At 61.4% G+C, this 13,035-nt stretch carries 12 protein-coding genes; 10 read left to right on the forward strand and 2 right to left on the reverse strand.

Annotated features, from left to right (window positions below):
- The first annotated feature begins 1 nt into the window (after nucleotide 1).
- From SK58_RS06880 to hycI, 6 genes are read left to right on the forward strand one after another with little or no spacing between them, the layout of a single operon-like run.
- The gene (locus SK58_RS06880; protein ID WP_015571691.1) at nucleotides 2-925 is read left to right on the forward strand and encodes a respiratory chain complex I subunit 1 family protein; all 924 of its coding nucleotides are present in this window, start codon (nucleotides 2-4) and stop codon (nucleotides 923-925) included.
- 15 nt (nucleotides 926-940) lie between these two features.
- Nucleotides 941-2,650 carry a formate hydrogenlyase subunit HycE gene (gene hycE / locus SK58_RS06885; RefSeq protein ID WP_015571690.1) on the forward strand — a complete coding sequence of 570 codons (1,710 nt, stop codon included), beginning with the start codon at nucleotides 941-943 and terminating at the stop codon, nucleotides 2,648-2,650.
- Nucleotides 2,651-2,659: 9 nt separating this feature from the next.
- Nucleotides 2,660-3,202, forward strand: coding sequence for a formate hydrogenlyase complex iron-sulfur subunit (locus SK58_RS06890; protein WP_015571689.1), 543 nt, complete (start codon nucleotides 2,660-2,662; stop codon nucleotides 3,200-3,202).
- Entirely contained in the window at nucleotides 3,202-3,969 is a 768-nt protein-coding gene (locus SK58_RS06895) for an NADH-quinone oxidoreductase subunit B family protein (RefSeq protein ID WP_015571688.1), read from the forward strand. The genes SK58_RS06890 and SK58_RS06895 overlap by 1 nt, the downstream gene beginning before the upstream one ends.
- Nucleotides 3,966-4,376 (forward strand): formate hydrogenlyase maturation HycH family protein, encoded by a 411-nt coding sequence (locus SK58_RS06900; RefSeq protein ID WP_015571687.1) that lies wholly within the window; start codon nucleotides 3,966-3,968, stop codon nucleotides 4,374-4,376. Before SK58_RS06895 ends, SK58_RS06900 begins: the two co-directional genes overlap by 4 nt.
- Nucleotides 4,369-4,824: a hydrogenase maturation peptidase HycI gene (hycI, locus tag SK58_RS06905; RefSeq protein WP_023295326.1), complete on the forward strand. Its 456-nt coding sequence runs from the start codon at nucleotides 4,369-4,371 to the stop codon at nucleotides 4,822-4,824. Before SK58_RS06900 ends, hycI begins: the two co-directional genes overlap by 8 nt.
- Before the next feature lie 88 nt (nucleotides 4,825-4,912).
- On the opposite strand, the gene SK58_RS06910 is transcribed toward hycI, so the two are convergent.
- Complete coding sequence (locus SK58_RS06910) at nucleotides 4,913-6,337, reverse strand: 6-phospho-beta-glucosidase (RefSeq protein WP_015571685.1); 1,425 nt, start codon at nucleotides 6,335-6,337, stop codon at nucleotides 4,913-4,915.
- Between the two features lie 18 nt (nucleotides 6,338-6,355).
- Nucleotides 6,356-7,807, reverse strand: coding sequence for a PTS cellobiose/arbutin/salicin transporter subunit IIBC (gene ascF / locus SK58_RS06915; protein ID WP_017382795.1), 1,452 nt, complete (start codon nucleotides 7,805-7,807; stop codon nucleotides 6,356-6,358).
- Between the two features lie 189 nt (nucleotides 7,808-7,996).
- Here ascF and SK58_RS06920 point away from each other — a divergent pair, with 189 nt between their 5' ends.
- From SK58_RS06920 to SK58_RS06935, 4 genes are all read left to right on the forward strand, one after another.
- A complete protein-coding gene (locus SK58_RS06920) occupies nucleotides 7,997-9,034 on the forward strand; it encodes a LacI family DNA-binding transcriptional regulator (protein WP_341843856.1) in 1,038 nt (345 codons plus the stop codon).
- Nucleotides 9,035-9,167: 133 nt separating this feature from the next.
- A complete protein-coding gene (hydN, locus tag SK58_RS06925) occupies nucleotides 9,168-9,713 on the forward strand; it encodes an electron transport protein HydN (RefSeq protein ID WP_039269940.1) in 546 nt (181 codons plus the stop codon).
- A 6-nt stretch (nucleotides 9,714-9,719) separates the two neighbouring features.
- Complete coding sequence (gene hypF, locus SK58_RS06930) at nucleotides 9,720-11,936, forward strand: carbamoyltransferase HypF (RefSeq protein ID WP_039269941.1); 2,217 nt, start codon at nucleotides 9,720-9,722, stop codon at nucleotides 11,934-11,936.
- A 1-nt stretch (nucleotide 11,937) separates the two neighbouring features.
- Nucleotides 11,938-12,960 carry a HoxN/HupN/NixA family nickel/cobalt transporter gene (locus SK58_RS06935; protein ID WP_032669326.1) on the forward strand — a complete coding sequence of 341 codons (1,023 nt, stop codon included), beginning with the start codon at nucleotides 11,938-11,940 and terminating at the stop codon, nucleotides 12,958-12,960.
- Nucleotides 12,961-13,035 lie beyond the last annotated feature (75 nt).

Consider the following 13,035-nt stretch of genomic DNA (forward strand, 5'->3'; position numbering starts at 1 on the left):
CATGAGTCTGTTACTGGCAATTCTTCAGGCGCTGGTGCTGTTCGCCGCCGCGCCGCTGCTGTCGGGCATCACGCGCGTGGCGCGCGCCCGGCTGCACAACCGTCGCGGACCTGGCGTGCTCCAGGAGTACCGCGATCTCTTCAAACTGCTTTCCCGTCAGAGCGTCGCGCCGGACGCCGCAGGCTGGGTGTTCCGCCTGACGCCGTTTGTGATGGTGGGCGTGATGCTGACCATCGCCACCGCGCTGCCGGTGGTGACGGTGGGCTCGCCGCTGCCGGTGCTGGGCGATCTGATTACGCTGATCTACCTCTTCGCCATCGCGCGTTTCTTCTTTGCGATTGCGGGTCTGGATACCGGCAGCCCGTTTACGGGTATCGGCGCCAGCCGCGAAGCGATGCTCGGCGTGCTGGTTGAGCCAATTCTGCTGCTGGGGCTGTGGGTTGCCGCGCAGGTTGCAGGCTCGACCCATATCAGTTTTATCACCGACACCGTTTACCACTGGCCGGTTTCACGTTCTCTCCCGCTGGTGCTGGCGCTCTGCGCCTGCGCGTTCGCCACCTTTATCGAGATGGGCAAGCTGCCGTTCGATCTCGCGGAAGCGGAGCAGGAATTACAGGAGGGGCCGCTTACCGAATACAGCGGCTACGGCTTTGCGGTGCTGAAGTGGGGCATCAGCCTCAAGCAGCTGGTGGTGTTGCAGATGTTCGTCGGCGTTTTCTTCCCGTGGGGGCAGATGACGCACTTCTCTGCGGGCGGCCTGCTGCTGGCCGTGGTGGTGGCTGCGCTCAAGCTGATTTTCGGCGTGCTGGTGATTGCCCTGTTTGAAAACAGCATGGCGCGCCTGCGTTTTGTCGAAACGTCACGCATCACCTGGGCCGGTTTTGGTTTTGCATTTTTAGCGTTCGTCTCCTTGCTGGTGGCGTGATTAAAGAGAGTGTTTATGTCTGAAGAAAAGAAAGGTCAGCAGTATCTCGCCGCGTTGCATCAGGCTTTCCCGGGCGTGGTGCTGGAGGAGTCCTGGCAAACCAAAGACCAGATCACCGTCACCATTAAGGTGAACTATCTGCCGGAAGTGGTGGAGTTTCTCTATTACCAGCAGGGCGGCTGGCTGTCAGTGCTGTTCGGCAACGACGAGCGTCAGCTGTGTGGCAACTATGCGGTGTACTACGTGATGTCGATGGAGCAGGGGGAGAAGTGCTGGCTCACCGTGCGCGTAGAGGTCGATCCGGCTAAACCGGAATACCCCTCCGTCACGCCGCGCGTGCCTGCCGCCGTCTGGGGCGAGCGCGAAGTGCGTGACATGTATGGTCTGGTGCCGGTTGGCCTGCCTGACGAGCGTCGCCTGGTGCTGCCGGACGACTGGCCGGATGAACTCTATCCGCTGCGCAAGGACAGCATGGACTACCGCCAGCGCCCGGCCCCGACCACCGACAGCGAAACCTACGAGTTCATCAACGAGCTGGGCAGCAAGAAGAATAACGTGGTGCCGATTGGCCCGCTGCACGTTACCTCCGACGAACCGGGCCACTTCCGCCTGTTCGTCGACGGCGAGAACATTATCGACGCCGACTACCGCCTGTTCTACGTCCACCGCGGCATGGAGAAGCTGGCGGAGACCCGCATGGGCTACAACGAAGTCACGTTCCTCTCTGACCGCGTATGCGGCATCTGCGGCTTTGCCCACAGCACCGCCTACACCACCTCTGTGGAAAACGGCATGGGGATCGTGGTGCCGGAACGCGCGCAGATGATCCGCGCCATTCTGCTGGAGGTGGAGCGCCTGCACTCGCACCTGCTCAACCTCGGCCTGGCCTGCCACTTCGTCGGCTTTGACTCCGGGTTTATGCAGTTCTTCCGCGTGCGCGAGGCGTCGATGAAGATGGCGGAGATCCTTACCGGGGCGCGTAAAACCTACGGCCTGAACCTGATCGGCGGGATCCGCCGCGACCTGCTGAAAGACGACATGATCCAGACCCGCCAGCTGGCGCAGCAGATGCGGCGGGACGTGCAGGAGCTGGTGGACATGCTGCTCAGCACGCCAAACATCGAGCAGCGCACCGTGGGCATCGGCCGTCTTGACCCGGAAATCGCCCGCGACTTCAGTAACGTTGGTCCGATGGTGCGCGCCAGCGGCCACGCCCGCGATACCCGCGCCGATCACCCGTTCGTCGGCTACGGCCTGCTGCCGATGACCGTGCACAGCGAGCAGGGCTGCGACGTTATCTCCCGCCTGAAGGTGCGCATCAACGAGGTATTCACCGCGCTGAACATGATCGACTACGGCCTCGATAATCTGCCGGGCGGCCCGCTGATGGTGGAAGGCTTCACCTACATTCCAAACCGCTTTGCCCTCGGCTTTGCCGAAGCGCCGCGCGGGGACGACATCCACTGGAGCATGACCGGCGACAACCAGAAGCTCTACCGCTGGCGCTGCCGCGCGGCGACCTACGCCAACTGGCCAACCCTGCGCTACATGCTGCGCGGCAATACGGTCTCTGACGCGCCGCTGATCATCGGCAGCCTCGACCCGTGCTACTCCTGCACCGACCGCATGACCGTCGTGGACGTGCGCAAGAAGAAAAGCCAGGTGGTGCCGTACAAAGAGCTTGAGCGCTACAGCATCGAGCGTAAGAACTCGCCGCTGAAATAAGGATTCGCCATGTTTACCTTCATCAAAAAAGTGATCAAAACCGGCGCGCAGACCAGCAGTTATCCGCTGGAGCCGATCCCGGTGGATAAAAACTTTCGCGGCAAGCCGGAGCACAACCCGCAGCAGTGCATCGGCTGCGCGGCCTGCGTCAACGCCTGCCCGTCGAATGCCTTAACGGTGGAAACGGACCTGAAAACCGGCGAGCTGGCCTGGCAGTTTAACCTCGGGCGCTGCATCTTCTGCGGCCGCTGCGAGGAGGTCTGCCCGACGGTGGCCATTCGCCTGTCTCAGGAGTACGAGCTGGCGGTGTGGAAAAAAGAGGACTTCCTCCAGCAGTCGCGCTTTGCGCTGTGCAACTGCCGCGTCTGCAAGCGTCCGTTCGCCGTGCAAAAAGAGATCGACTACGCCATCGCGCTGCTGAAGCACAACGGCGACGTCCGCGCGGAGCATCACCGTGAAAGCTTCGAAACCTGCCCGGAGTGCAAGCGTCAGAAATGCCTGCTGCCGTCCGACCGTATTGATATCACCCGCCATATGAGAGAGGCCAGCTGATGGAAAACTTACTCGGCCCGCGCGACGCTAACGGCATTCCGGTGCCGATGACGGTGGACGAATCCATCGCCAGCATGAAGGCGTCGCTGCTGAAAAAAATCAAACGCTCGGCCTACGTCTACCGCGTGGACTGCGGCGGCTGCAACGGCTGCGAGATCGAGATCTTCGCCACGCTGTCACCGCTGTTTGACGCCGAGCGCTTCGGCATCAAAGTGGTGCCGTCTCCGCGCCATGCGGACATTCTGCTGTTTACCGGGGCCGTCACCCGCGCCATGCGATCCCCCGCGCTGCGCGCCTGGCAGTCCGCGCCGGACCCGAAAATCTGCATCTCGTACGGTGCCTGCGGCAACAGCGGCGGCATCTTCCACGACCTGTACTGCGTCTGGGGCGGCACCGACAAAATCGTGCCGGTGGACGTCTACATTCCGGGCTGCCCGCCGACGCCCGCCGCCACGCTGTACGGTTTTGCCATGGCGCTCGGCCTGCTGGAGCAGAAAATCCACGCCCGCGAGCCGGGCGAGCTGGACAACCAGCCAGCCACTATCCTGCACCCGGATATGGTGCAGCCGCTGCGGGTGAAGGTTGACCGCAAGGCGCGGAAACTGGCGGGCTATCGCTATGGCCGCCAGATTGCCGACGATTATCTGCGCCTGCTGAGCCAGGGCGACCATCAGGTGGCGCGCTGGCTGGAGGCGGAAAACGATCCGCGACTCAATGAGATCGTGGCGAACCTGAACAGCATCGTGGATGAGGCGCGTATCCGATGAGTGAAACGGTGGTGTTCAGCCAGCTGAGCCGTAAGTTTATTGATGAGAACGACGCCACGCCGGATGCGGCGCAGCAGGTGGTCTATTACAGTCTGGCGATTGGGCACCACCTCGGGGTGATCGACTGCCTGGAGGCGGCGCTGAGCTGCCCGTGGGCCGATTACCTGGCGTGGATCGCCACGCTGGATGAGGGCAGCACGGCGCGGCGCAAAATGGAAGGCGTGCCGAAGTACGGCGAGATCGTGATCGACGCCAACCACATCACGATGCTTGCCAACGCCTTTGACGCGGCGCTGAGCGTACAAACCCCGGTGCAGCAGGCATGGAGCAAAACGCTGCTCGGCATGCTGCACGATATTCATCAGGAGAGCGCCATCTACCTGATGGTGAGGAGATTACGTGACTGACGTTTTACTGTGTGTCGGCAACAGCATGATGGGCGACGACGGCGCGGGTCCGCTGCTGGCGGAACTGTGCGCCGCAAACCCGCCGGGCAGCTGGGTGGTGATTGACGGCGGCAGCGCGCCGGAAAACGACGTGGTGGCCATTCGCGAGCTGCGCCCGGACAGGCTGTTAATCGTTGATGCCACCGATATGGGGCTCAACCCCGGTGAGATCCGCCTGATTGACCCGGACGACATCGCCGAAATGTTTATGATGACGACGCACAATATGCCGCTGAACTACCTGGTCGATCAGATTAAAGACGACGTGGGTGAGGTGCTGTTTCTGGGGATTCAGCCGGACATTGTCGGGTTCTATTACCCGATGACGCCGCCGGTGAAAGAGGCGGTGGACGTGGTCTATTCACGGCTTGCCGGGTGGGTTGGGGATGGGGGATTTTCTCAGCTCTGAGCAGTGCCGGGTGGCGGCTTCGCCTTACCCGGCCTACCAAACCCATCCCCCTCTCCCTGTGGGAGAGGGCTGGGGTGAGGGCAACAGGCTACTCCAGATCCCCCCCGTTACTCGCAATCACCTTCTTATACCACCAGAATGATTTCTTGCGCTTGCGGTCCAGCGTGCCGTTCCCGGCGTCGTCCCGGTCGACGTACACAAACCCGTAGCGCTTGCTCATTTCCCCCGTTGAGGCCGAGACAAGGTCAATGCAGCCCCAGGTGGTGTAGCCCAGCAGCGGTACGCCGTCCTCAATCGCATCAGCCATCGCGCGAATATGCTCGCGCAGGTAGCTGATGCGGTAGTCGTCGTTGATCTCGCCGTTTTCATCAATGACGTCCTTCGCTCCAAGGCCGTTTTCCACCAGGAACAGCGGCTTCTGGTAGCGGTCATACATCATGTTCATGGTGATGCGCAGGCCGAGCGGGTCGATGCCCCAGCCCCACTCGCTCACCTGAATATGCGGGTTGCGCAGGGACTTCACGATGTTCGCCGCGCTGGTGTTTCCCGCGTTCATGTCCGCCGACGCGCAGCGCGAGGCGTAATAGCTGAACGAGACAAAGTCGACGGTGTTTTTCAGCAGTTCATCGTCGCCCGGGTCTTTCACAATCACCACGCCTTTCTCGCGGAACACGCGGGCAGAGTAAGCCGGATAGCTGCCGCGCGCCTGCACGTCGATAAAGAACAGGTTCTCGCGGTCTTTTTCCAGCGCCATCCACACGTCTTCCGGCTTGCAGGACCAGGGGTAAAAATTGCCGCCCGCCAGCATACAACCGACCTGGTTTTCCGGGTTCACCTCGTGGGCAATTTGGGTCGCCAGCGCGCTCGCCACCAGCTCGTGGTGCGCGGCCTGGTACTTCACCTGGTCCTCGTTTTCACCTTCTTCAAATACCAGCCCCGCGCCGGAGAACGGGCTGTGCAGCATGATGTTGATTTCGTTGAAGGTCAGCCAGTATTTCACCAGCCCGTTAAACGCCTCGAAGCAGGTGCGGGCGTAGCGGGCGAAGAAATCCACCATCTTACGGTTGCGCCAGGAGCCGTACTCCGTCACCAGGTGCATCGGCACGTCGAAGTGGCAGAGCGTCACCAGCGGCTCGATGTTGTACTTTTTACACTCCTCGAACACCGCGCGGTAGAAGGCAATGCCTTCCTGATTCGGCAGCGGTTCGTCGCCGTTCGGGTAGAGGCGGCTCCAGGCAATCGAGGTGCGGAACACCGTAAAGCCCATCTCCGCCATCAGGGCGATGTCTTCTTTGTAGCGATGGTAAAAATCAATCGCCTCGTGGCTCGGGTAGAATTCGTCGTCCCGCAACGAAAACCGTTTTTCCTTGCCGACTTTTACCGCCAGACGGTTTGCGCCGTGGGGGATCATGTCGACCGTCGTCAGTCCTTTGCCGCCTTCACGGTAAGCCCCTTCACTCTGGTTGGCGGCAAGCGCGCCGCCCCATAAAAATCCTTGTGGAAAAACAGACATTCTTACCTCGCTTTCAGTTTATGCTTCTGCTGCTTTGTTCTGTACCGGTGCGGTTTGCAGGGCGCGTGCTTTTTCGGCTTCGTCTTCTACCGGGATATCCTCAAACCCTAACAGCAGGGTTAGCACAAACGACAGCACTACCGCCAGACCCATCACGCCAAACACCCAGACGATGGTCATCGGGTTGGCCGGGTCGAAGAACTGCACGCTGGTAAACAGCCCCGGCGCCGCCATCGAATGGCTGGCAAGGCCTGCCATGCCTGCCACCGCGCCGCAGATAAAGCCGCTGATCAGGCTCGCAATCAGCGGACGCTTCAGGCGTACCGCTACGCCGTACAGGGCCGGTTCAGAGATCCCCGCCATGATGGCGGAGGCCGCCGCGGCCAGCGCCGTCTGGCGCAGCTCCGGATTTTTGGTTTTCCACGCCACCGCCAGCGACGAACCGCCGAGCGACAGGTTGGCGCCGATTTCCGACGGCATCACCATCCCTTCTTTGCCCGTTTCGGCAATGGTCTGGATGATGGTCGGCGTAAACACGCGGTGCATCCCGGTCATCACCAGCAGCGGCCACAGCGCGCCCATAATGGCAACGGAGAGCCAGCCCAGATAGCCGTGAATGGTGTAGACCAGCGCGGAGATGGCGCTGCCGATCCAGATCCCGAGCGGGCCAATCAGTACGATGGCGAGCGGGGCGGCAATCAGCACGATCAGCATCGGCTTGAGGAAGTTTTTGGTTACCGCCGGGGTGATGCGATCCACCCAGCGTTCGATGTACGACAGGCACCAGGTCATCACCAGCGCCGGGATAACGGTGTAGGTGTATTTCACCGCCGTCACCGGAATGAAGGCGAACTCAACGTGCTCACCCTGCGCGGCCTTGGCCATCAGCTCGATAAAGCTCGGGTGAACCAGTACGCCCGCGATAGCAATCGCCAGCGACATGTTGGTTTTGAACTTCACCGCCGCGGACGCCGCCACCATCAGCGGCAGGAAGAAGAACGCGCCATCGCCGATAACGGTCAGGATCGTCAGCGTCGGGTCGCCTTTGCCCAGCACGCCGGTCATCTCAAGGATCATCGCCAGCAGCTTGACCATCGACCCGCCGATGATCGCCGGGATCAGCGGAGACATGGTGCCGATCAGCGCGTCGAGGATCCCGGCGCCAATCCGGCGCAGCGTGAGCTTCTGTGGACCTTCCGCTACGGCAGGTTGCAGGTTAGCGGGCAGCAGGCTCACCACTTCACGGTATGCCTGGGACACGGTGTTGCCGATGATCACCTGACACTGGTTGTCGTTGCGCACCACGCCGAGCACGCCGCTGATGCTTTTCAGGCGTGCGGCGTCGGTGAGGCTTTCGTCTTTCAGGACGAAGCGCAGTCGCGTCATACAGTGGGTGACGGCGACGATGTTCTCTTTGCCGCCCAGCGCGCTAACGACGTCGGTCGCCAGCGCAGCGTAATTTTTTGCCATCGGATGTGATCCTGTTATCGTTGTGAGAAGTGTAGGAAACCGGTTTCACACAATCATCATGAGTTTCTTTTAATGAAACAAGACCACTTTTTATGCATTTTTTCGTTTCGTGATGACGATCACTCGTGGCCGTAAAAAGCGTGATAACGCCGCTGCGACAATTTTTCTGCGGTGCAGTACACTGCGCCCATCAGGTTCAGACGGAATAATAATATGACCACGATGCTGGAAGTGGCGAAGCGGGCAGGCGTATCAAAAGCGACGGTCTCCCGGGTACTGTCGGGGAACGGTTACGTCAGCCAGGAGACGAAAGACCGGGTTTTTCAGGCCATCGAAGAGAGCGGGTATCGCCCCAATCTGCTGGCGCGAAACCTGGCGACCAAACGCACCCAGACTCTGGGGCTGGTGGTGACGAACACCCTGTACCATGGGGTCTACTTTAGCGAGCTGCTGTTTAACGCCGCGCGGATGACGGAAGAGAAGGGGCGTCAGCTGATCCTGGCGGACGGTAAGCACAGCGCCGAAGAGGAGCGCGAGGCGATCCAGTACCTGCTCGACATGCGCTGCGACGCGGTAATCATATATCCGCGTTTTCTGAGCGTGGAAGCGCTGGACGAGATCATTGAGAAATGCGAGCAGCCGATCATGGTGCTCAACCGCCGTTTGCGGAAAAACAGCAGTCACAGCGTCTGGTCCGATCATAAAGCGTCGTGTCAGGACGCAGTATCGCAGCTGATCGCGAAAGGCCACCGGGAGATTGCGTTTATCACCGGTTCGCTGGATTCCCCCACCGGGGTGGAGCGTCTTTCCGGCTACAAGGACGCGCTGGCGCAGCACGGGATTGCAGTTCGCGACGCGCTGATCGCCGAAGGGAAGTGGAACCCGGCCAGCGGCGCGGCGGCGGTCTCTCAGTTGCTCACCTGCGGCGAAACGTTTACCGCGCTGGTGGCGAGTAACGACGATATGGCGATTGGCGCCATCAGGCAGCTGCACGAGAGCGGCGTCGCCACGCCGGGCGCAGTGTCCGTCATCGGCTTTGACGACGTGGCAATCGCGCCCTATATCGTGCCGTCCCTCTCCAGCGTGCGTATTCCGGTAACGGAGATGATTCAGGAGACCATCAGCCGTATGATTTTCATGCTCGACGGCGGTGAGTTTAAGCCTCAGCAAACCTTCTCCGGCGAGCTTATCCTGCGCGACTCCGTCATTGACGGCCCGCATCGCTGACGTCGACATCTGTCATCGTCACTAATGACGATGACAGATCCTTCTCTTTTAAATTTCCCTATAAAATCAATGCATTAAATATTGGCACGGTTTATGAATAGCTTCGCGCATAACAGTTATGCCGGAGAAGCAGATGAACCGTTTTATTATGGCCGATGCCAGCAAATGCATTGGTTGCCGTACCTGTGAAGTGGCGTGCGTGGTGTCCCATCAGGCAGAGCAGGATTGCGCCTCTCTCACCCCTGATACCTTCCTGCCGCGCATCCACGTCATTAAAGGCGTGAATATTTCTACCGCCGCTATCTGTCGCCAGTGCGAAGACGCGCCGTGCGCCAACGTCTGTCCGAACGGGGCGATTAAGCGCGAAAAAGGCTTCGTGCATGTGATGCAGGAGCGCTGCATCGGGTGCAAAACCTGTGTGGTGGCGTGTCCGTATGGCGCGATGGAGGTGGTGGTTCGCCCGGTGGTGCGCAACAGCGGTATCGGGCTGAACGTACGCGCGGAGAAAGCCGAAGCCAATAAATGTGACCTCTGCTACCACCGCGATGCCGGTCCGGCGTGTATGGAAGCCTGTCCGACGCATGCGCTGGTCTGCGTCGATCGCGACAAGCTCGAACAGATGAGTGCCGAAAAACGCCGCCGCGCGGCGTTCGACACCTCATCATCGCTGCTGTTTTAAATTGCGATGCGCGTTAACGGCGTACAGCTTCGGGTGCGCGGCAAGGTGCAGGGGGTAGGATTTCGTCCCTTCGTCTGGCAGCTTGCGCACCAGCTGGGGCTGGCAGGCGACGTCTGCAACGACGGAGAGGGTGTCCTGGTGCGTCTCGCGGGCAGTGGGGGTGACTTTACCGCGAGACTGCGCCAGGACTGCCCACCGCTGGCGCGCATCGATCGCATTGAAACGCAGCCGTTCAGCTGGACGACGCTGCCGGACGAGTTTGTCATCCGCCACAGCGAGAGCGGGGCGATGGACACGCAAATCGTCCCGGATGCCGCCACCTGTCCCGCATGCCTGGTGGAGATGCGCGATCCCCGCGAACGTCGCTACCGCTACCCGTTTATCAACTGCACCCACTGCGGGCCGCGGTTTACCATTATCCGCGCCATGCCCTATGACCGCCCGGCCACGTCAATGGCGCCATTCCCTCTCTGTGTGCCCTGTGAAACGGAGTACCGCAACCCGGCTGACCGGCGTTTTCACGCCCAGCCGGTGGCCTGCCCGGATTGCGGACCGCAGCTGGAGTGGCGAGCCGGGGAGGCTGCTGCCACCCGCGAATCGGCGTTAAGCGCGGCGGTGGCGATGCTGGAAGGCGGCGGGATTGTGGCGGTCAAAGGGCTGGGCGGTTTTCACCTGGTCTGCGACGCGCTTAACCCGCAGGCGGTTCGGAAATTACGGGCACGCAAGCAGCGCCCGACCAGGCCGCTGGCGGTGATGATCCCGCATGCGGACGATCTGCCGGAGGCCATCCAGACGCTGTTACGTTCACCCGCTGCGCCGATTGTGCTGACGCCAAAAGCCTGCCTTCCTGCGTTTCCTGAGGAGATTGCGCCGGGGCTGGATACGGTCGGCGTGATGCTGCCTGCGAACCCGCTCCAGCATTTGCTGATGCTGGACTGCCAGCGCCCGCTGGTGATGACCTCCGGCAACCTCAGCGGCCATCCACCCGCCATAAGCAACCAGCAGGCGCTGGAAGAACTCAGTGACATCGCTGACGGCTTCCTGCTGCACAACCGCGACATCCTGCAACGGATGGATGATTCAGTGATGGACCAGGAGGGCACGATGCTGCGTCGCGCACGCGGTTTTGTGCCGGATGCCATCACATTGCCCGCCGGATTCCGCGACATCCCGCCCATGTTATGCACCGGCGCGGAGATGAAAAACACCTTCTGCCTGGTGCGTGGCAACCAGGCGGTACTGAGCCAGCATTTTGGCGATCTGAGCGACGAGGGGGTAGAGGCGCAGTGGCGCAGTGCGCTCTCGACGATGCAGGACATCTACGCCTTTCAGCCTGAGCGCGTGGTGTGCGATGCCCATCCGGGATATCACGCCCGACAGTGGGCCCGGACGCAGGCGCTGCCCGTTGAGACCGTGCTGCATCATCATGCGCATGCGGCAGCGTGTCTGGCGGAGAATGGCTGGCCGCTCGACGGCGGGGATGTTATTGCCCTGACGCTGGACGGGATCGGCATGGGCGAGAACGGCGCGCTGTGGGGCGGCGAGTGCCTGCGGGTGAACTATCGCGACTGCGAACGGCTGGGCGGTCTGCCAGCCGTTGCGCTGCCGGGGGGCGATCTGGCGGCAAAACAGCCGTGGCGCAATTTGCTCGCCCACTGTCTGGCGTTCGTACCTAACTGGCAGCAGTACCCGGAAACAGAGGTGGTACAGCGTCAAAACTGGCCGCTGCTGGCAACGGCTGTGTCGCGCGGTATCAATGCGCCGCGGGCCTCCTCCTGTGGTCGTCTGTTCGACGCCGTGGCCTGTGCGCTGGGCATTGAAACGCAACGCTATGAGGGCGAAGCCGCGTGCCGGCTGGAGGCGCTGGCCGAACGCTGCGCAGGGGTTGATCATCCGGTGACGCTCCAGACGGATAACCTTGCGCTGTTCTGGCAACAGTGGCTTACCTGGCGGGCGGAACCCGGCGAGCGTGCCTGGGCTTTTCACGATGCGCTGGCAAAAGGGCTGAGCGAACTGGCGGCAACGCATGCCCGCCGACGGTCGCTCTCTACGGTGTGCTTCAGCGGCGGCGTCCTTCACAACCGCCTGCTGCGCGCGCGCCTTCGTCACTACCTTTCTGATTTCACGCTTCTTTTTCCTTCGCGCCTGCCCGCAGGCGACGGAGCGATCTCCTTCGGGCAGGCGGTGGTTGCTGCCGCCCGATCATGTTCACAAGGGATTTAAAATGTTACGACTTTTACGCAATGAACCTCGTGCAGCGTGCCTGCTGCTGGCTCTCGGGATGGCTAACCTGCTGGCCTGGGGGCTGGCGTGGCACACCTTTAGCGGCAGTACGGCGCTGATGGCGGCCAGCCTGCTGGCCTGGTGTTACGGACTGCGTCATGCGGTGGATGCCGACCATATCGCCGCGATTGATACCGTGACGCGTAAGATGATGCAGCAGGGTAAGCGCCCGTCCGGCGTGGGCGCATGGTTTTCACTCGGACACTCCACCATCGTGGTGCTGGCCTCCATTGCCATCGCCGCTACCGCCACGGCGTTTCAGAAAAACATGGCATGGTTCCACGAAACCGGCAGCCTGATTGGCACCGCCGTCTCCGCCACCTTCCTGCTGGCGATGGCGCTGGTGAATATGGTGATCCTGCGCGGCGTCTGGCGCAGTTTTCAGGCGCTGAAACACGGCAGGCCGGTGCAGGGCGACATCACGCTGCCTGCACAGGGTGGCGTCATGAACTGGCTGTTCGGCAAAACCTTCAGCCTCGTCAATAAAAGCTGGCAGATGTACCTGGTCGGTTTCCTGTTCGGCCTGGGGTTCGACACCGCCACCGAAATCGGCGTGCTGGGGATCTCCGCCGCCAGCGCCTCCAGCGGGATGTCGGTGTGGTCGATCATGATCTTCCCGGCGCTCTTCGCCAGCGGCATGGCGCTGGTCGATACGCTCGATAACCTGCTGATGGTGGGTGCCTACGGCTGGGCGTTTAACAAGCCGCAGCGCAAGCTGTACTACAACATGACCATCACCGGGACTTCGGTGGTGGTGGCGCTGTTTATTGGCGGCCTGGAAGCGCTGGGTCTGCTGATGGACAAGTTCTCCCTCAGCGGCGGCGTGTGGGATCTGATTGGCGCGGTGAACGATAACCTGGGCGACGCCGGATTTGTGGTGGTCGGGCTGTTTGTCGCCTGCTGGCTGATCTCGATGGCGAACTATCGCTGGCGCGGTTATGACGCGCTGGTGGTGCGCCCCTGACGCTGAAAGTGTAGCGATAAAAAAAAGCCCCGGGACATCGGGGCGGTGGACAATAAAATCCAAAGGTTAAGTAAG

Origin of the sequence: Enterobacter sp. BIDMC93 (assembly GCF_001037805.1) — a bacterium.
Lineage (GTDB): Bacteria > Pseudomonadota > Gammaproteobacteria > Enterobacterales > Enterobacteriaceae > Enterobacter > Enterobacter hormaechei_C.